The 15,428-nt window shown below is 65.5% G+C and carries 28 protein-coding genes; 2 read left to right on the forward strand and 26 right to left on the reverse strand.

Annotated elements, in window-relative coordinates; translation table 11 throughout:
• Window positions 1–45 precede the first annotated feature (45 nt).
• The 26 genes from MFF24_RS04450 to MFF24_RS04570 all read right to left on the reverse strand — a co-directional run bounded on the left by MFF24_RS04450 (window position 46) and on the right by MFF24_RS04570 (window position 14,908).
• Complete coding sequence (locus MFF24_RS04450) at window positions 46–471, reverse strand: hypothetical protein (protein ID WP_238222665.1); 426 nt, start codon at window positions 469–471, stop codon at window positions 46–48.
• Between the two features lie 2 nt (window positions 472–473).
• Complete coding sequence (locus MFF24_RS04455; protein ID WP_238222667.1) at window positions 474–788, reverse strand: hypothetical protein; 315 nt, start codon at window positions 786–788, stop codon at window positions 474–476.
• Complete coding sequence (locus tag MFF24_RS04460; RefSeq protein ID WP_238222669.1) at window positions 781–1,179, reverse strand: hypothetical protein; 399 nt, start codon at window positions 1,177–1,179, stop codon at window positions 781–783. Before MFF24_RS04460 ends, MFF24_RS04455 begins: the two co-directional genes overlap by 8 nt.
• A 4-nt stretch (window positions 1,180–1,183) precedes the next feature.
• Window positions 1,184–1,555: a hypothetical protein gene (locus tag MFF24_RS04465; RefSeq protein WP_238222670.1), complete on the reverse strand. Its 372-nt coding sequence runs from the start codon at window positions 1,553–1,555 to the stop codon at window positions 1,184–1,186.
• On the reverse strand, window positions 1,552–1,899 hold the full coding sequence (locus MFF24_RS04470; RefSeq protein ID WP_238222672.1) for a hypothetical protein: 348 nt from the start codon (window positions 1,897–1,899) through the stop codon (window positions 1,552–1,554). The genes MFF24_RS04465 and MFF24_RS04470 overlap by 4 nt, the downstream gene beginning before the upstream one ends.
• A 3-nt stretch (window positions 1,900–1,902) precedes the next feature.
• Window positions 1,903–2,919, reverse strand: a complete 1,017-nt coding sequence (locus MFF24_RS04475) for a hypothetical protein (RefSeq protein WP_238222674.1) — start codon at window positions 2,917–2,919, stop codon at window positions 1,903–1,905.
• A gap of 418 nt (window positions 2,920–3,337) precedes the next feature.
• Window positions 3,338–4,372, reverse strand: a complete 1,035-nt coding sequence (locus MFF24_RS04480) for a hypothetical protein (protein WP_238222675.1) — start codon at window positions 4,370–4,372, stop codon at window positions 3,338–3,340.
• Between the two features lie 2 nt (window positions 4,373–4,374).
• Window positions 4,375–5,847 (reverse strand): DNA cytosine methyltransferase, encoded by a 1,473-nt coding sequence (locus MFF24_RS04485; protein WP_238222678.1) that lies wholly within the window; start codon window positions 5,845–5,847, stop codon window positions 4,375–4,377.
• Window positions 5,844–6,461 carry a hypothetical protein gene (locus MFF24_RS04490; protein WP_238222680.1) on the reverse strand — a complete coding sequence of 206 codons (618 nt, stop codon included), beginning with the start codon at window positions 6,459–6,461 and terminating at the stop codon, window positions 5,844–5,846. The genes MFF24_RS04485 and MFF24_RS04490 overlap by 4 nt, the downstream gene beginning before the upstream one ends.
• Window positions 6,458–7,165 (reverse strand): helix-turn-helix domain-containing protein, encoded by a 708-nt coding sequence (locus MFF24_RS04495; RefSeq protein WP_238222682.1) that lies wholly within the window; start codon window positions 7,163–7,165, stop codon window positions 6,458–6,460. Before MFF24_RS04495 ends, MFF24_RS04490 begins: the two co-directional genes overlap by 4 nt.
• Window positions 7,165–7,593 carry an HNH endonuclease gene (locus tag MFF24_RS04500; RefSeq protein ID WP_238222684.1) on the reverse strand — a complete coding sequence of 143 codons (429 nt, stop codon included), beginning with the start codon at window positions 7,591–7,593 and terminating at the stop codon, window positions 7,165–7,167. The genes MFF24_RS04495 and MFF24_RS04500 overlap by 1 nt, the downstream gene beginning before the upstream one ends.
• Entirely contained in the window at window positions 7,590–8,072 is a 483-nt protein-coding gene (locus MFF24_RS04505; RefSeq protein ID WP_238222686.1) for a hypothetical protein, read from the reverse strand. The genes MFF24_RS04500 and MFF24_RS04505 overlap by 4 nt, the downstream gene beginning before the upstream one ends.
• Window positions 8,069–8,356, reverse strand: coding sequence for a hypothetical protein (locus MFF24_RS04510; RefSeq protein ID WP_238222688.1), 288 nt, complete (start codon window positions 8,354–8,356; stop codon window positions 8,069–8,071). Before MFF24_RS04510 ends, MFF24_RS04505 begins: the two co-directional genes overlap by 4 nt.
• On the reverse strand, window positions 8,356–9,015 hold the full coding sequence (locus MFF24_RS04515; protein WP_238222690.1) for a Rad52/Rad22 family DNA repair protein: 660 nt from the start codon (window positions 9,013–9,015) through the stop codon (window positions 8,356–8,358). The genes MFF24_RS04510 and MFF24_RS04515 overlap by 1 nt, the downstream gene beginning before the upstream one ends.
• The gene (locus MFF24_RS04520) at window positions 9,015–9,956 is read right to left on the reverse strand and encodes a Gabija anti-defense Gad2 family protein (protein WP_238222692.1); all 942 of its coding nucleotides are present in this window, start codon (window positions 9,954–9,956) and stop codon (window positions 9,015–9,017) included. The genes MFF24_RS04515 and MFF24_RS04520 overlap by 1 nt, the downstream gene beginning before the upstream one ends.
• Entirely contained in the window at window positions 9,953–10,447 is a 495-nt protein-coding gene (locus tag MFF24_RS04525) for a siphovirus Gp157 family protein (protein WP_238222694.1), read from the reverse strand. The genes MFF24_RS04520 and MFF24_RS04525 overlap by 4 nt, the downstream gene beginning before the upstream one ends.
• Window positions 10,444–10,677, reverse strand: a complete 234-nt coding sequence (locus MFF24_RS04530) for a hypothetical protein (RefSeq protein ID WP_238222696.1) — start codon at window positions 10,675–10,677, stop codon at window positions 10,444–10,446. Before MFF24_RS04530 ends, MFF24_RS04525 begins: the two co-directional genes overlap by 4 nt.
• Complete coding sequence (locus MFF24_RS04535; protein ID WP_238222698.1) at window positions 10,677–10,931, reverse strand: hypothetical protein; 255 nt, start codon at window positions 10,929–10,931, stop codon at window positions 10,677–10,679. The genes MFF24_RS04530 and MFF24_RS04535 overlap by 1 nt, the downstream gene beginning before the upstream one ends.
• The gene (locus MFF24_RS04540) at window positions 10,928–11,065 is read right to left on the reverse strand and encodes a hypothetical protein (RefSeq protein WP_238222701.1); all 138 of its coding nucleotides are present in this window, start codon (window positions 11,063–11,065) and stop codon (window positions 10,928–10,930) included. Before MFF24_RS04540 ends, MFF24_RS04535 begins: the two co-directional genes overlap by 4 nt.
• On the reverse strand, window positions 11,065–11,433 hold the full coding sequence (locus tag MFF24_RS04545) for a hypothetical protein (protein ID WP_238222703.1): 369 nt from the start codon (window positions 11,431–11,433) through the stop codon (window positions 11,065–11,067). Before MFF24_RS04545 ends, MFF24_RS04540 begins: the two co-directional genes overlap by 1 nt.
• Complete coding sequence (locus MFF24_RS04550) at window positions 11,430–11,756, reverse strand: DUF6197 family protein (protein ID WP_238222705.1); 327 nt, start codon at window positions 11,754–11,756, stop codon at window positions 11,430–11,432. Before MFF24_RS04550 ends, MFF24_RS04545 begins: the two co-directional genes overlap by 4 nt.
• Before the next feature lie 3 nt (window positions 11,757–11,759).
• Window positions 11,760–12,218, reverse strand: coding sequence for a hypothetical protein (locus MFF24_RS04555; RefSeq protein WP_238222707.1), 459 nt, complete (start codon window positions 12,216–12,218; stop codon window positions 11,760–11,762).
• Window position 12,219: 1 nt separating this feature from the next.
• Window positions 12,220–12,351: a hypothetical protein gene (locus MFF24_RS28790; RefSeq protein WP_283214473.1), complete on the reverse strand. Its 132-nt coding sequence runs from the start codon at window positions 12,349–12,351 to the stop codon at window positions 12,220–12,222.
• Window positions 12,352–12,384: 33 nt separating this feature from the next.
• Window positions 12,385–13,239 carry a Gabija anti-defense Gad2 family protein gene (locus MFF24_RS04560; protein ID WP_238222709.1) on the reverse strand — a complete coding sequence of 285 codons (855 nt, stop codon included), beginning with the start codon at window positions 13,237–13,239 and terminating at the stop codon, window positions 12,385–12,387.
• Window positions 13,193–13,534: a hypothetical protein gene (locus tag MFF24_RS04565; protein WP_238222711.1), complete on the reverse strand. Its 342-nt coding sequence runs from the start codon at window positions 13,532–13,534 to the stop codon at window positions 13,193–13,195. Before MFF24_RS04565 ends, MFF24_RS04560 begins: the two co-directional genes overlap by 47 nt.
• A 624-nt stretch (window positions 13,535–14,158) precedes the next feature.
• Complete coding sequence (locus tag MFF24_RS04570) at window positions 14,159–14,908, reverse strand: hypothetical protein (protein ID WP_238222713.1); 750 nt, start codon at window positions 14,906–14,908, stop codon at window positions 14,159–14,161.
• An 88-nt stretch (window positions 14,909–14,996) separates the two neighbouring features.
• Between MFF24_RS04570 and MFF24_RS04575 the strand changes: the two genes are divergently transcribed.
• Both MFF24_RS04575 and MFF24_RS04580 read left to right on the forward strand, forming a co-directional pair.
• Entirely contained in the window at window positions 14,997–15,281 is a 285-nt protein-coding gene (locus MFF24_RS04575) for a hypothetical protein (RefSeq protein ID WP_238222715.1), read from the forward strand.
• Window positions 15,278–15,427: a hypothetical protein gene (locus MFF24_RS04580; RefSeq protein ID WP_238222716.1), complete on the forward strand. Its 150-nt coding sequence runs from the start codon at window positions 15,278–15,280 to the stop codon at window positions 15,425–15,427. The genes MFF24_RS04575 and MFF24_RS04580 overlap by 4 nt, the downstream gene beginning before the upstream one ends.
• Window position 15,428: the final 1 nt, after the last annotated feature.

The following is a 15,428-nucleotide window of genomic DNA, read 5'->3' on the forward strand; positions in this document are numbered from 1 at the left end:
AAGCGAACCAGCGGCGCCCGAGGCACGATTGATCCTCCCCTCTCCCTAGGCACGATCCGATCTCCCTTCTGTCGAGTTGGGGGCGAGGGCGGCGCGGACAGCCGAGACGAGATCCGCCCGAGCGATGCCCTGCGCCATTGAGCACCGCATGCACGCCTGCTCGGCGCCGACGCGATCCATGATCTCGCCGATATCGGGCTCGTCGCCGACCCGCTGGCAGACATCCTGATGGACGGCCTCTGCCGCAGTCAGGTCGCGGCCGGCGGCGTCGTAGGCGGCCAGTGCGTCGGACAGCCTCTCCCGCGCCCCGTCCTCAAAGGCACGGCTCTGGAGGGCGGCGATCTCGGCGGCGCAGTTTGTCTGCCGGTCCGCGCCGTAGGCCGCATCCCCGAGAGGTGAGCGCGGGAAGTAGCGCAGGATCACCGCCTCGATCCCCGCGGCAAGGCTCTTGTCAGGCATGATCTTCGACATGCTCAAGCACTCCCTGGCCGCGAGCCGGTGGCCCGCCAGATGCGGATTTTTAGGAGACGGACTTGCGCGGCCTTCAGGCGTTCGCGGGCGTCCTGTCGGATGATTTCGGGGCACAGCGGATGACGGATCAGTCGCCGGGTTGCCCGGCAGCCTCTGAGCGCTGCGCGTCGGCCGTGAGCGATCTGGCCGGCGAGTGTCAGGCCGTCGTACCAGCGGTTATAGGCGGCCATCTCGCGATCAACGGCGGCCTCCCGCTCGGCGTCGCTGAGATCCATCCACTCGTCCCAATCAAGGGCGTCGTCAGCCACGTCAGACATCACGCCCTCCTGCGCTGGTGGAAGGGGCTTCGGCCTGGGCGAGGAGGGTGGGGTGCTTCCATGGCTGGTTGAAGTCGCGCCGGCTGAAGTCCCGAGCCGCGATGGTCTCAGTCGCCTTGCCCGGCTTAGACATGGCGCACCGCTCGCACTCGCGGACGCACCACCTGTTCAGGCGCTCGCTGGGCTCGGTCGGCTTCGCATCGCCACCTTCGTAGGTGCCGGGGTCGGACGGGGCCTCGCCTAGCTCATCGTCGGCGAGGTAGGCGTAATCGTCGGGGTCGTCGCTCAGCGTGACCCGTGGGCGGCAGTTGATGCCCCACGCCTTGCCGCACTTCGCATCGCAGATGACGACGGCGGGCTGGCCGAAATAGACGATCTGTCTGGCGATCATGGCTTTACCCCTCCCCCGCCGTGGCCGCGCGGGCGAGCGCGGTGCGGGCGGCTCGGACGATTTCTCGGCAGCGACGCAGGTTGCCCGCCTCCTCATTGTCGATGCTCGTCTGATAGGTGCTGTAGCCGCTCCACGGCGCGTCGGCGGCTTCCGCGGCCTCGGTCAGCTTCCTCGCCAGATCATCTCTCTCGGCCCGGAGGCTGGCGGCCTCGGCGGTGGCGGTGGCAAGGGCGGTGAGGATCGGGGCGATTGCCTCAGCAGCTTCTTGGATGCCGCCAACGTAATGCAGTGATCCGTTCGGGCTGATGACGTGAAGGTGCTCGCGCAGGATGCGGTGCGCCTGTTCGAGTGGCTCTAGGGTCGCCGCGGTCGTCATGGGCGCATCTGCGCTTGCGACGCAGCCTCAACCATCTTGAGCCATTGATCTTTGTGCCGCTTCTTGGTTGCCACGCGCTCGTTGATGAAGTCCACGTTCAGGTGGAGTCTAGCGACGGCAAGTTCTGCGAGCGCGAAGATGTCCGCGATCTCTCGTTCAAGTTCGGCGCGATTGGACCGCCGGCTGTCGGGGTCTTCGGCGTCCAGCCCTTGGATGATGCAGCGCGACGCTCGCGCTCCAAGCTCGCCCGCTTCCTCGGCAAGCTTGCCGATGAGCAGCAGGTTCACTTCGTCGGGCTCCTGGCGCCACAGGCTCGGAGCCTTCATGGTCTGATGCTCGCCCATGGCTCAGCGCCCTCCCTGACCGGAGGACGGGAGAGCGGGCTCGTTCGGGTGGCTGACCTCGTCGTAGGCCATCAGGTCCGGCGCTTCGTCCCGGAGACCGAAGACCCATGCGAAGTGCGCAGCCTCGTACTCGGCCTTGTAGCGCTCCTTGAACATGTACGGCGTGACGCTGCGGTCGCCGCAGGTGAGCCAGACGTAATAGTCGGCCCCTGCGCTCGTCTGCATGGTCACGACCTCGGCTTTGATGCACGCCCCTTGCGCCTCCGGGGCTGCCGGGCGGGCGGCGAGGGCGTACAGGTCGTCTTGTTCGGCTTTCGAGAGTGCGGTTTCGGCATCAGCCGCCGCATCAGTCAGCCGGATCGTGGCGTCATCGTGCCAGTGAGCGGGCAGGCTGATGAGCATATCTGCCGCTGCCTCGCGCAGATCTTTGCACGCTTCTCGAACCGCCTTATCGGACGCGCCCGGCTCGGCTTCCTCCGTCCCCACCTGCCCCGTGCGGGTGCTGTCGGGGGCGGGCACTTGGCATTGACAAGACGCATCGCTACCACACTGAGTAGGATGGGAAATGCGAGTGCGGTTATACTGGCAGTACCAGCCCGCCCCCTGCCCGGTGCTCTGCCCGGCCGGATGGGCGGAAAGACCGAGGGCCTGTTCGATCCGGCCAAGCAGGTGGGCCGGGATCTTGCAACGATGGTCCATCGCGCAGAAGCCGGTTGGGTCATTGATGCGCGCACCACAGACCGGGCACTGTGCTGGCCCCGCGTCCCCGCAGGGGCAGACGCCGCGAAGCCAGTCCAAGACGGAGTTGAGGAGATCGCGAGCGTCCTCGCTCAGCGCCCGCACGCTATCCGGCACGCCCGGCGGTGTGGCCGGGGCGGGGGTGGCGGCGAGAACGGACGACACGTTCGCAACCCGCCCATAGGCCACGTCAAGCCACGAGACCGCCTTGCCCTGATCGTCCGTCAGATCCTCGCCGATCGTGTGGAGATCGGCCTTCAGGCGCTCCAGTTCGGCGAGCAAGTAGGTTCGCGTCCTGTCGAAGGTCCATGAGCCCTCCCCCGCCGTCCTCTCGGCACTGTCCGTGCGGGGAGTGGCGAGAACGGCATCGATGCCGAACAGAGCGGCCTCTGCCGAATGGATCTCAGAGCGCCATGCGGCCTCGGGGACAGTTGGAGCGTCCGCGTAGGCACCGCCAGCACGGCGAGCCGCAATCCGCCGTGCCGCCGCTTCGGTCTGAGGCGAGACCGGGCTATCGTGCGGCGTCGTCCAGCCAGGGCCGACACCAGCGCCATCGGCCCGGAGCCACGCCGACTCGTCATCGCCGAAGTCGTGCAGGCACCCGATGCAGCGCTCAGCGTCGCTCTTCGCACCGCACCCGCCGCAAGGAATTGTCATCGTCTCAGCGCCTACCGCGCCCTGTGCTGGGATAGACATGGGGTTAGGCTCCGACCTTGAGGGCGATCATCCGCTCGACCAAGGCGAGTGCGGATTGCTGAAGTTCGAGGCGGGTCGGTTCCAGCTTCGCTTTGGCGGCGTCCCCGGCGGCGTCCTTGGCGGCGGCCCAGGCGGCGTCCCTGGCGGCGGCCCTGGCGGCGGCCCTGGCGGCGTCCCTGGCGGCGTCCCCGGCGGCGGCCCCGGCGGCGGCCCTGGCGGCGTCCCTGGCGGCGTCCCCGGCGGCGGCCCAGGCGGCGGCCCAGGCGGCGGCCCAGGCGGCGGCCTTGGCGGCGGCCCAGGCGGCGGCCCTGGCGGCGTCCCTGGCGGCGTCCCTGGCGGCGGCCCCGGCGGCGGCCCCGGCGGCGGCCCCGGCGGCGGCCCAGGCGGCGTCCTTGGCGGCGGCCCAGGCGGCGTCCCTGGCGGCGGCCCTGGCGGCGGCCCTGGCGGCGTCCCTGGCGGCGGCCCTGGCGGCGTCCCTGGCGGCGTCCCCGGCGGCGGCCCAGGCGGCGGCCCAGGCGGCGGCCTTGGCGGCGGCCCTGGCGGCGGCCCTGGCGGCGTCCCTGGCGGCGTCCCTGGCGGCGTCCCCGGCGGCGGCCGCATCGTTGCGCGCGGCTTCCAGCGGTCCGCGTAGCGATGGTGTGTTCGCGAAGTCCGTAATCTCTGGCAGCGCCGCCAACGCATCGGCCTGCATTGCCAGCCCTGCGAGGCGCAGCCACGCCGGGGTATGCACGCGGACCAGCCAATCTGCCGCCATCGTGGCGCGACGGTTCTCGACCTCGGGCGTGGAGCGGGTGCCGACGAGCTTCGGGATCAGTGGCAGCAGAAGCGTCGTGCGCTCCTCATCCGGCAGCCCGTCGTTCCACGAGCGCATGAACGCGCCGATGACGGGGCAGGCGCACCGCGGGTGATCGGACCAGGGCTCGCCAGCGACGAAGGCGACAGCCTCCATCGCACACATGGCGCCCTCGTCGGGGGTATGTCCGCCGTTGTCGAGGACGGTGATTTGAGACAAGCGTTCGGCGTTGATCGTGGCAGACATGGCTATGCCTTCGCGTGAGGGTTGACGGGATCGGGGGAGAGGGGGTGGAGGGTGTCGGCGAGCGGGAGGCCATCCACCGTCGCAATCCGCTGACCGATCCACCGCATGCAGTTCACGGCCATGGAGTTGCCGAGGGCCTTGTAGCGGGGGCCGTCAGGAAGCAGGCCGCCGCGCCAAGGCACGAGCGTGTAGTCGTCGGGGAAGTCTTGAAGGCGCTCGCACTCGCGGGGAGTCAGGCGGCGGACGGCCCAGCCCTGCGTGACGGCTGTCCAGTTCGCGCCGCCCTCCTTGCCTCCACAGCGCAGCGTAGGGCTCAACTCGTGACTAGCGTCGCGCAAATCATCTTTCGCGGAGAAGGCGATGCAGGGCGCATGCGCGCCAGCCGCCAGCGGATGACACGGGGCGCCCGGCTGCGGGCGGCTATAATTGGCAGCGCTGGTAATTTGCGGCGTGTCGAAGGCAATGAGGTTCTGACACTCATCGCCAGCGGGGCCACCCGTCCCTTTGGCCCATTTCGCCGACACAGTACCCGCCACGGGAATGAGCGGCGTCCCCCGGCCCGTGCCGTCTTCGCTAGCGTCGAAGCCCTCGCCGCTCAGGGCATGGCTGACAGACACGCCAATGTAGTTGTCGCTGTCAGCTCGATGCGATGGGTTCGGCTGAGCACGCAGAGAATGCGCAACATCGAAATGGGCCGGGATCAGCCCTCCGCCGCAGTCGAAGTCGGTGCCGAGGCCGCCACCGCCTGAAGGGCGAGCGCTAAGGGTCGGGGCAGGTCTTTCCCCCGCTTCTCGGCTCGGCGCAGGATCCCCGCGCAGGCACGCGCGCTCAAGAAGTACCGCTGCGGGACGGCGCCAATCTCCAAGATGTCCGACAACGAACACACGCCGGCGTCTTTGAGGGACAGCCCTTCCAAACCCGTCCACTCGGACGTATTGAGCGTCCAGAACTCTGTAAGCGAACCCGTACCCGAGTTCTGAAAGTCCGGCCAAGAAGCAGTTGAACGCGTGTAACTCTTCTGAACTGTACTCGTCTTGAGTTTCCACCTCTGCTCCGTCGCATTCCAAATCCATTGGTGGTTTCGGCGGACATGGATCGGGAGCGACGTGGGATACGCTTGAAAGGACGCCGGGGACATTCTCCCAAACCACCCACCGGGGGCGTAGGCGTTGAGCAAGACGAAGAAATTCAAGGGTGAGGTTGCCACGGTCTCCCGCCACTCCCGCTCGCAATCCTGCGATTGAGAAGTCTTGGCAGGGAGTTCCGCCCACAAGAAGGTCGATTGCGCCGTACTGACCTTCGCGGATCGTCGTGAAGTCGCCATGCCGCGGCACCTCGGGGTGTCGGTGTTGCAGGACCGCGCGCGGCGCGGCTTCGATTTCGGAGAAGAAGGACGGGCGCCAGCCGAGCGAGTGCCACGCGACGGTGGCGGCCTCGATACCGGAGCAGACGGAACCGTAGACGAGCCCGCTCATCTCGCCTCCCCCTCGTTCTGGCTTTCGGGGAGGGGCTCGTCTTCCTGCTCAGCGCGGAGTTCGGCGGCGCGCTCGGGATCAACGATGTCCCAATCCGCGAGGGTCATGCAGTCTTCGCAGACTGCCTTGCCGCCGATGTTGTGGCCGCCAGCGTCTTCGGATGTCTCGTAGTTGCAGCGGTCGCAGATGGCCTCACGGCCTACGTCGAGCCAGTCGCCGCCGCCGATGGTGTCTACCGGACGACCGTCCCATTCCGCGACGCGCGTCGCCTCGTAGCCACGCCCTTCGTAGCAAGCCTCGCACTCGCACTCGGGACCACCTTCGCCGCTTGCGGGGTCAGCGTCGGGGCTGTCCTCGAACTCGCACTCCTCGCACCGGAGGCGAATGGCGGCTTCGCGTGTCGCGGCGCGGATGACCTCGCCGTCCCACTCGCCGGGCGTCCCGACGATCCATGTCGGCAGGGCCGGCTTAGCCACCTTGGCGACTGCCGGCGCGATCTGAGCCGCCGGCATCGCCGCAGCCACAGCAACCGCGCTCGTGCCAAGCAGAAGAGCCCGACGCGAAAGTCCCGCCCTCTCCCGCCCAGGGGCACAGGTCTCGAATGGGAGGGTCATGCGGCAACTCCGTCAGTCCTAGCCGAGGAATGGCGCTTCAGGATTTGCCCGATTGCACTCGGGGCGCGGTCATCGAAGATCTGCGCAATCTGACGCTGCGTCATATTCGGATGCGCTGCACTGATGGCGATAACCGCCTCGGTGCGAGCCTTAAGGACTATCGTTCGATACTCGCGGCCAGTGATCTCGCGAGTAGATATTCTGTACTTTTTCGCAGTTTCTGCAATGATTTCTCTCGGCAGGGCGGTGTTTTTGCTAAGAGATCCGGCAGTTTGCTTCATCCTTCCTTGCGCAGAACGTGGGCCGCACAGGGCATTGCGGATGCTGGAATGATCCTTGCTGAAAATGCGCCCTAGTTTTTGGAGGGAATAGCTCGGGTGAGCTTTGTGCACGGCTAGGATAGCGGCGTGCCGAGCGCAGATGATATGCGCGAAGGTCTCATTCCCTACGATGTCGGCATAGGTCGTCCCATACTCAGCGGCGACACGTCGGATGATGGACCGCGGCAAATGGGCCAGCGGATCGATCATCCTGACCTTGTTCGCCTCTACGACCGGCACGGCCGCCAGAACGGCGCGCAGATCTGACGGCTGAGCCGGAAGGCGCCGGGCCGCTTCCTCCTGCCTGCGCCTGATTTCCTTCTGCCGAGCGATCATCGCCTCTCGGCTGGTCAGGTCGGCGACGGGGACGTAACCGAGGTTCATCAATCGGCTCCGTAGAATGAGCGGCGGGGAGGCAGGGGCTTGGTGAGGGGAGTGGAGGCCCGGCGCTGCGGCGGGGCCTTGTCGAAGCCGCGGCCCTCCAGTGGGCGCTTGGCCTTGGCGATGCCGAGGTGGCGCATCTTCTGGCGCTTGGCCTTGGCCGCCTTCGCGAGATCGCCTTCCGGGCCGTGCGTCTTAGCGTCCGCACAAGGACGGCAAGCAGGTCCCCGATTGCTCAGGTCGTTGCTGCCCCCCATCGAGAGCGGCACGCGGTGCTCATCAATCCACGGCTCGCCTGCCTGGATCTTCCGCCCACACAGGACGCACATGCCCTTGTGGGCCTCGAACATCTTGAGGCGTTGCGTCGGGGTGAGGGCTTTCCGAACCGTGGTCCCGACATCGGCCTCTTCGGCGCGGTAGAGGCGGCTCATGCTGCCCGCTCCCGCTGCCAAAACTCATATTCGGCTCGCAGGGTCTCCCACCGCTGGGCGGCCGGCGTGCCCGGCTTGATCTCGGCCCGCGAGTTCACGTCGCAGAAGTCGCGCACGTACTGCTTGACCGGCTCGACGCATCCAGACTGCACGACGGCGCTAAAGCCGTCTGTGTCGAATGCGCTGAGGAAGTCGCGGAAGGACGACTCGTTACACGTCATCGCCACACGGCTCGAAAGCGGCGTCGGCAGCTTGTGCGCCGGGAGTGGGTCGGCGGGCTCTTCGGCCATCCGCGAGCGATCATGCTCGACGGCGGCCTGATTGGTCAGTCGGGCGATGGCGAGGGGAATGCCGGGCTTGTTGAGCCCCGCAAGGGCCTTCGGCACCTCGGCCGGGTCCACGTCGATCACGACGCGAAGGCTGCCGTCCACGAGCATGGAGAAGCGGACGAAGCTGGCGGAGAAAACGGCGTCGCTCATTCCCCTGCCTCCCGACGACGGAAGATCGCAACGGGGCGGCCGTGACAGGTTCGGCGATACGAGTTCTCGTATCCGACCTTCACCCACTCGGAGCGGGTCAGGACGGCGCCCATCACGCGGGGATCGATGCCCTCCGGCGGTGGTGCCGCGTTGCGCACATCATTGATCGTGATGCGGCGACCATCGCGGCCAAGTTCGGCAGCGATCCGGCGCGCGTGGGCCAGATAGGCCGGGCGGGTCTCCTCGAAGATCGGGAGAATGGCTTGCTCGAAGTGGCTGGTCATCACGCGGCCCTTTCGGCATGGGCGGCGGGGGCGATGGCCTTGCGCTCGGCGGCCACGCGCATCACCCGCGTGTGGTCCTCAAGCTCCATCACGGCGAGGTCGCGCTTGATGGCGTCCTTCGCGAGGAAGGCTTCGACCGCGGCGGGGCCGGTGCGCTTCATCAGAGCCTCGACCATGGCGTCGGCCATCAGTTGTGATGACGACGGCTCAGGCTCCTCAGGCGCGTCAACGACGTTCGCCTGATCCTTGTCGTAGAGCGCTAGGCCGAACGGATTGCCGAAGGTCATAAGCGCACGCTTCATCGCGTCCGTCTCAGCCTCCTTCAGCGCGCTTTCGTGCGCCTGTCCGATGTCTTTATCGATACCTGAGCCGTAGCCGCAGCCGTCGCGCACGATGACCCTGTCTGGTGTGCGGACGGTGATGCGGACGCGGGCCATGTAGGCGACGCGGTTTCTCTCGCCGACCTGACGCTCGCCAAGCAGGCGCAACTCAGTGGTTTCGCGATCCCATGCATCGAAGCCGAAGATGCGATTTGCTTCTGCAATGGCGTGCCAGCCCTCGACGTAGCTGAACTTGCGGCCTGCCTGTTCGCGCTGGCGGACATTCTTGCGGTCGAGCCCGGCCTTCAGACTATCGATCTGTTGAGGTGTGAAGGACATCAGAACATCCTATCAATAATTTCAACGAGATAGGCTGCATTGACCTTCTCCGGGTCGTTCTCCTTCAGCTTGCCGACGAGTTGGACGAAGTAGGCGGCGTCAACGCCCGTGAGTTGGTCCTGAAGAACGGCGTGGCTTGTCAAATCAAGCGCGCTGATCTGCATCATCATTTTGAGCATTTGACCGGCGTTGATGGACCATCCGCGCTTGATGAATTTGCGCAGGCGGATGATGCTGCACACGGGATATTTGCTGCCGACGTAGCGAAGTTCTCGTGCCAGAAGAGCCTCAAGCGCGGCTTGGCGAAGCGTCAGTTCGCCGTTCCAACTCGTCCAATAATTCGTGCAGTGGACGAAATCGTAGTTCTCGTGGATCTTGTCGGGCTCGCCATAGAACCGCAGGACGATCTGGATGCGGTTGCTGAGCGTGATTGCGTTCGTGGACATGAAGATGGGCCGGTAGGCGGGCTTCCCATCGTCCGACGTTGCCTGCGCGGCATCCTCGACAGCATCGTGAGCCTCTTGGATTTCGCCAGCATCTCCCATGACCTCGCCGACGTAAGCATCTGCTTCCTCGTCGGGACGCCCCTCGAAATACTCGTACGGCACATCGGCGCCGCCTTCGCTGGCGATGCCGGCAGACTTCACTACAATGCGAATGCGGCCGTCCGTGTCGTCCACGGTGATAGGGCAAGAGATCCCCTTGACCGGCTTCGCCGAGAAGCGGGCGACGTAATACTCAGCGACCGCCTTTGCGGTAGCGTGGTCGCGAAAGTAGATATCGTAATCGTTGACTGGCTCCTTAAGGAGCATCGACGCGATGGCGCCCCCTGTGACGATCGTGTTCTTCTGGACCTTTTCACGAAGCGCCTCGTCCTCAATCGAAGCGGCCCACTCGCCGATCTTCTTCGCGAGAACGGCCTTGATGGTCTTGGCTTTCATTTCGTCCTCACAGTCAGGCTGGGGGTGGAGTTGCCGAACTCGGCGCCGGGGCAGGGCTTCTCGGCCAGCCATTCGGCAATGGCGGTCTTGCTCGGCTCGCGCTTCAGGACGCACACGTCGTCGGGAAGGGCGGCTTCGTCGGTGATGACGATCTTCGGGCGACCGGCGCCGATCGTTGCCGTGAAGTCGGGCGCCTCAAGACGCTTCTGTCCAAGCTCGCCGAGCGCCCAGAGGGCTGCGGCGCGAAGTCGGTCGGCTTTCTTCTCCAGCCGCGCCTTACGATCGCGTCCGTCCGCCAGCATCTCGGCGAGAGCCTTGGCCTGCGCGTTGGTGTGGCGAGCTGCGCGGATGATCCGGCGCAATCGCTCCAGCACATCGCACTCGCTTTCAACGAGCGTGGCGAAATCCGGGTCTTCGCTGTCGATGCCGGCGTCGGCGATCTGAGCGATGATGGCCTGTGCGACCCTCACGTCGTTGGCGAGACCGCTCATCGCGCAGCCTCCAGGCCTAGGAAGGCCAGCATGTCGGCTTCGGCCTGGAAGCGGCGGGTGACGAAGCCACGATCCCCATCCGGCAGTCCGTCCGTGCTGCGTGCGGGAGGCGTCACTTCCCAAGGCTCGCCCTGATGCTTCGGCGGGTACACGAAGCCCGCAGTGCGGCTCCCGAGGCAGATGCGGAGCGTCGGAAGGGTCGGGATCGGTTCGAGGCGATAGGCGGTCATTACGCGGCCTCCCGCGTCTCGGTGGAGTAGCGAGCGTTCACGGCCTCGACGCGGGCCAGGATCTCGCGAAGGTCGGCCTCAATCTGCTGCATGCTGATCGCAGGGCTATTGCCGGGGATGCCGCCGCGCGCCGCGTACTCGACGTAGTTGAGAGCAGTCTTCAGGCTGCTGACGGCCTGCTTGACGCCGCTGTAGCCGGCGATCATCAGGCCGTGATTGTGTCCACGCTGGATGCGGGCGAGATCGTCGCTCACGGCTCATCTCCGTAGGTGAAGCAGGAGGGAGGGATGCCGTCGCGCTCGTTGTCGGCGAGGACGGCCAGCTCAGCGGCGACGATGATGGCGACGGCGCCAGCAACGACGCCGAGGATGATGGCGAGAGCGGTCATCACCAGAAGCTCCCGACAGCAGGCAGGAGGGGCTCAAGGCAGTCTCGGGCGTTCAGGCGGTCTTCATCAGCGCGCTCGGCGTAGGCTTGCCCTGGCCGGTGTCCGAGCTTCGGGAACGGCTGCACATCGACCTGAAAGGACGGGTAGTGCTGGTGGAAGCGCTCGGCCGCGCCGTAGGCGAAGTCGTTGGCTGCTTCCTCGCCCTGGAAGGGGCCGAACAAAGCCTCTTCCTCGACCGGCACCACATCGAGGCCGACCATCTCGCGATGCACGTCGAAGGACAGCGCCGTGCGCTGGCGGACGCGGAATGTGACGCGGGGCTGTGCGAGAGAGCCGGTCACAGCGTCTTTGCGAAGGGGAGCGTTCATCGTCCCGCCTCCGCCTCTGCGACAGCAATGGCGGCGTCGAAGACTTTCAGAACTGCTTCATGCCCGCAGCCGTCATTGACGATAGAGATGTCTTCTTCACCGAACAGGGCCTCGCTAGACTTGAACAGCAGCAAAGCTGCGAGTCTCTCGTCATTGCCATCGGCCTCAGCGGCAACAGCGCCGAGCGCGCACCAGCAAACCGCTTTTTTGCTGCGGGCAGTTACCGGATGGCCTTCGAGAGTTCTGGCGAACTGGCCAGCCGTCCAGTTCTTCGGATCTTCAATCCGAGCGCGCGCGGCGCGGAGGATGTCGGCGGAGGCCATGGATCAAGCCTCCGTCTTTGCGGCGGTGAGACCGGCGCGGCACTCAGCCTTGAATTCGTCGTCCTGAGCTTTGGCCCACGACAGCATCGTCGGCGCGATGTCAGCCTCGGAGGAGGCGTAGAGCCATTCCGTCTGATAGTAGCCCCAACTGTACTGACAGGCGGTCTCCGACCAGTATTTCTTGACCGGTATGGCCGCCTGGATCAGGAAGCCGGGCTTGCCGCTCAGGACTTCAGCCACTTCGAGCGCGTCAGGCTCGTCGTCGCCTTCTGCAAAACGGGCCAGCTCGGGAAGCTGAGCGTAGATCAGCTTGTCGGCTTCCTCGGGCAGGTTCTCGCAGAACTCTTCCTCGAAGACTTCCGGCAAAGCCTCGATGTCCATGAGGGCGCCGGGGAGCCAGATGATCTGCTCTGCGCGGACCTGGAGGGCTTCCAAGTCGTACTGCGGGCTGTCGAATGCCATGTCAGAGCACTCCGAGGTGAAACAGGCAGACGACGACAGTCACGGCGCAGGCCGGGAGCAGCGAGAGGAAGAAGACGGCGTTCGCCTTCTCAGTGTGGCTCAGCGGCTCGTGATCGTTCGCGGGTTGAAGCACGGCTAGGCACTCCGGTTCGGTAGGCGGGGAGGGTCAGGCGGCCTGATCGACAGGGGCGGCCGGCGGTGCCGCAGCAATCGAGGCGATGTGCTCGAAGACCTTCTCAGCCGAGCCGAGGCAGTCGCGATCCTCGTGGGCGCGATCCTTCGCGTCCTCCAGCTTCACGGCGGTGCCGATGGCAGAGATCACCTTGGCGGCGTTGAACTCGCCGTCGCGAATGACCTTGATCCGGTCGCCGTAGATACCGCCGATCTGATGCTCCAGATCGTCCCACGACCGCAGATCAACCGCAGCGCAGGCAAGGGCCAGACGAAGCAGTTCCTCGCGGGCGATGGTGTAGCCACGATCCTGATACTTCAGGACGCGAAGGGCGCTGATGATCGGGAAGCGGGTGCCGCCATGAAAGCGGAGCTTCCGAGCCGCGCAGTCGGTGAGAAAGTCGTCATGCAGGACGAAATCACCGAGGCCGAAGTCGTAGGCGGCCATGCAGACGGTGAAGTCGAAGGCGTCGAAGATCGCAGCCGCATCATCGAAGAACTCGAAGTGCATGAACTGGACGGACGCGCCGCCATCCGAGAACGAAACCGAGCGGTGCGACGCGTGAGTGCACCACATGCCCTCATCAAATGCCTCTTCCACGCTGGCCCTGAAGCGCGCTTCGTTCTGGAAATAAACGTCCCAATCCGCAATCTTGCGGTCGGTGAACACGCTGTTGAGCGCGCCGCCCGCAAGGTAGATGCCCGGCGCACCAAAGTAGACGCCCGACAACAGCTTTGACTTCTGATCCGCGTAACGCATGGCGCAGTCCTCGTGTGGTTCGGTAGGCGGTAAGGGAAGGGGATCAGTGCGCGGCCGAGCGGCGCTGCGCCTTCGCCTCGCTCCAGGCATTGCGCATGGAGGAGCGGATCAGGTCGGCCCACGAGGCGGTGCTGCCCGAGGCACGAGCTTGCTTGGCGCGAGCGTGGGCCAGCCGCATCACCGCGGCGAGGTCGAACGAGCCAGAGACGAAGAGGGGAGAAGCCTTGGCAGCCGTCAGAGCGGTGCGGGCAGCATCGCGGGCCTGAGCCTCGGCGAGCTTCTTGGCGTGCATCGCGGCAATGGCATCGCGACGATCCGTGTCGGAAACGCGATCAGCCTGGAGCGCCGACCGGAAGGTGAGGTTGCTGATCTGGCGGCTGGACATCTGCGGGCTCCGTCGCTCGCTGCGATGAAGCCAACCTAATACGGGACATTTCCCGCGTCAATCATTTTGTGCGGGATTTGACCCGCGATTTTTCCAGGCGTACAACGTTAATGCCCCGGCCGATCCGCAAGACCGCCGGGGCGCAAACGGGCTACTGGTTTGGCGACCTAACCCGTCTGGATGAACTCGATTTATTGCACAGCGTGCAAATTGTCCAGACTTCTCCATCGCCAGCAGCCACGAGGGTCCACGGACGGCAATTGCCGTGGGCTCAATCCGCTGGGCGGTCTGGACGCTGGCAGCGGCTGATACGGGCGACCGTGATTAGGAGAAGGCAGAAACCAGGAGCGGCCCACATCTGCATGGCACCCAAAGGGGAGACGCCAGGGCCAAGGGGCCACCGCCCCGAAAGAACTCTCTAGACCCACGCCTTGGTGGTGACGTGGGTTGGCAGTAAGCGGCGCTCGGCTCGGCCCGTCAGCCCCCCTGCCTTGGGTGGTTTCCGTGTGCTTGCATCGGGGGCGAAGGCGCCTTGACCCGATCTCGCACGCGGGGCCACCCATGGACAGATCACAACACTCTCTCTACCCATCAGGGTTAGATTTCTTAAACCCGGTTAGAAGGTTAGCTCTGGTGCCCGTTAGCTGACCGGTTCGGCCGCTTGACTGCCTTCCGGTGTATCCATGCGACGATCGCCCGGATGCGGATTGTGGTGCCTGTCTCGTCCACTTCTTCCCCCGGCTCGCCCTTCGGCACAACGATGGCCTCTTGGTATCGAGGGTCGGTTGAGTCAGGCCACAGCTTATAGTGGTCCTTGCAGTCCTCGTAGAACTTGGCCGTCCGCTCAAGGTAGTGGCCGCTGTCTTTGATCCGCTCCACGATCACCAACTCGCCCTCCGTGATCGGGCGGTTTAGAGCCCAGCAATCGACACAAGCGAGAACGTCGCCGTCCACGGCATGGCGATTGATGGACGGGCCGCGAACGATGAGCCCAAACTGACTATCGGCTGGCCATCTGGTGTCGAGATTGACCGGTACGGACGGATACAAATCTAAATTCCGCTCCCGCCCCTGTGTTTCCAAATCTACTTCCAGCCACGTGCCTGCCCTCACTTCACCCTCGACCCGTAAACCGCCGTCATAAGCGGGCTCGGCCGGCGGCCGATTGTCAATGTCAAAGGCTAACCACTCGGGGGTAGTCCGCAGGCCGATTGCCAACTTCTCGATTGTTGAGAGCGTGACCGAGTTGTTCGGCTTGCGACCGATGTCGCGGATCGCGTCGGGACCAAGGCCGGAGTCGATAGAAGCCTTGCGCGCGCTGATCTTGAGCGCGTCAAGCCGGGCTTGGATGCGGGCGAAAAGGTCGTCGGTCATGTCCCGCAAGCTAATTTGCGGCTCTCCCGCACGGGAGCGGGATGTTGACCCTTGACCACTGCGGGATATGTCCCGTATACCTTCCATTATGACGACGCTCATCGGTCAATTCCTAGCGGTGGTGGACGCCTATCAGGCTGGCCGAAAGGCGTCGGACAGCCACCTGTCCACGCTGCTGTTCAACGACGGCAAGTCGATCGGCCGCCTCCGCGCCGGCAAGGACCTCCACACCCGCAGCTTCGAGAACGGCATGCGGTGGCTCTCGGCCAACTGGCCGGAAGATGCCGTGTGGCCCGCCGGGATCGCACGCCCGAAGGCTGATGCTCCCGGCTCGGCCCGCCCGGCCCGGCGGACATCTCGGGTGGCCGCATGAGCCCCCGCGACCTTCGCCTCTGCCGCGTCATCGGCAGCTTCGCCCTCGCCTGCATGGTCACGGCCTTCATTCTCGGCGGCTTGGCTCTGCACGCTGCGGCTCAACGCGGCGATCTCTTCCCTCCGATGCATCTGGTGGATCGCTGAG

The sequence above is a fragment of the Methylorubrum aminovorans genome (assembly GCF_022179725.1).
Lineage (GTDB): Bacteria > Pseudomonadota > Alphaproteobacteria > Rhizobiales > Beijerinckiaceae > Methylobacterium > Methylobacterium aminovorans.

Bases quoted from the DNA above. Each gene is read 5' to 3' on its own strand.
- MFF24_RS04525 (WP_238222694.1), bottom strand. From the start codon at position 10,447: ATGAGCGGTCTCGCCAACGACGTGAGGGTCGCACAGGCCATCATCGCT.
- MFF24_RS04545 (WP_238222703.1), bottom strand. From the start codon at position 11,433: ATGAACGCTCCCCTTCGCAAAGACGCTGTGACCGGCTCTCTCGCACAG.
- MFF24_RS04550 (WP_238222705.1), bottom strand. From the start codon at position 11,756: ATGGCCTCCGCCGACATCCTCCGCGCCGCGCGCGCTCGGATTGAAGAT.
- MFF24_RS04515 (WP_238222690.1), bottom strand. From the start codon at position 9,015: ATGTCCTTCACACCTCAACAGATCGATAGTCTGAAGGCCGGGCTCGAC.
- MFF24_RS04450 (WP_238222665.1), bottom strand. From the start codon at position 471: ATGTCGAAGATCATGCCTGACAAGAGCCTTGCCGCGGGGATCGAGGCG.
- MFF24_RS04465 (WP_238222670.1), bottom strand. From the start codon at position 1,555: ATGACGACCGCGGCGACCCTAGAGCCACTCGAACAGGCGCACCGCATC.
- MFF24_RS04530 (WP_238222696.1), bottom strand. From the start codon at position 10,677: ATGACCGCCTATCGCCTCGAACCGATCCCGACCCTTCCGACGCTCCGC.
- MFF24_RS04580 (WP_238222716.1), top strand. From the start codon at position 15,278: ATGAGCCCCCGCGACCTTCGCCTCTGCCGCGTCATCGGCAGCTTCGCC.
- MFF24_RS04540 (WP_238222701.1), bottom strand. From the start codon at position 11,065: ATGACCGCTCTCGCCATCATCCTCGGCGTCGTTGCTGGCGCCGTCGCC.
- MFF24_RS04485 (WP_238222678.1), bottom strand. From the start codon at position 5,847: ATGAGCGGGCTCGTCTACGGTTCCGTCTGCTCCGGTATCGAGGCCGCC.
- MFF24_RS04570 (WP_238222713.1), bottom strand. From the start codon at position 14,908: ATGACCGACGACCTTTTCGCCCGCATCCAAGCCCGGCTTGACGCGCTC.
- MFF24_RS04500 (WP_238222684.1), bottom strand. From the start codon at position 7,593: ATGAGCCGCCTCTACCGCGCCGAAGAGGCCGATGTCGGGACCACGGTT.
- MFF24_RS04555 (WP_238222707.1), bottom strand. From the start codon at position 12,218: ATGGCATTCGACAGCCCGCAGTACGACTTGGAAGCCCTCCAGGTCCGC.
- MFF24_RS04575 (WP_238222715.1), top strand. From the start codon at position 14,997: ATGACGACGCTCATCGGTCAATTCCTAGCGGTGGTGGACGCCTATCAG.
- MFF24_RS04470 (WP_238222672.1), bottom strand. From the start codon at position 1,899: ATGGGCGAGCATCAGACCATGAAGGCTCCGAGCCTGTGGCGCCAGGAG.
- MFF24_RS04490 (WP_238222680.1), bottom strand. From the start codon at position 6,461: ATGACCCTCCCATTCGAGACCTGTGCCCCTGGGCGGGAGAGGGCGGGA.
- MFF24_RS04495 (WP_238222682.1), bottom strand. From the start codon at position 7,165: ATGAACCTCGGTTACGTCCCCGTCGCCGACCTGACCAGCCGAGAGGCG.
- MFF24_RS04510 (WP_238222688.1), bottom strand. From the start codon at position 8,356: ATGACCAGCCACTTCGAGCAAGCCATTCTCCCGATCTTCGAGGAGACC.
- MFF24_RS04455 (WP_238222667.1), bottom strand. From the start codon at position 788: ATGTCTGACGTGGCTGACGACGCCCTTGATTGGGACGAGTGGATGGAT.
- MFF24_RS04480 (WP_238222675.1), bottom strand. From the start codon at position 4,372: ATGTCTGCCACGATCAACGCCGAACGCTTGTCTCAAATCACCGTCCTC.
- MFF24_RS04460 (WP_238222669.1), bottom strand. From the start codon at position 1,179: ATGATCGCCAGACAGATCGTCTATTTCGGCCAGCCCGCCGTCGTCATC.
- MFF24_RS04565 (WP_238222711.1), bottom strand. From the start codon at position 13,534: ATGTCCAGCCGCCAGATCAGCAACCTCACCTTCCGGTCGGCGCTCCAG.
- MFF24_RS04520 (WP_238222692.1), bottom strand. From the start codon at position 9,956: ATGAAAGCCAAGACCATCAAGGCCGTTCTCGCGAAGAAGATCGGCGAG.
- MFF24_RS04560 (WP_238222709.1), bottom strand. From the start codon at position 13,239: ATGCCTGGAGCGAGGCGAAGGCGCAGCGCCGCTCGGCCGCGCACTGAT.
- MFF24_RS04505 (WP_238222686.1), bottom strand. From the start codon at position 8,072: ATGAGCGACGCCGTTTTCTCCGCCAGCTTCGTCCGCTTCTCCATGCTC.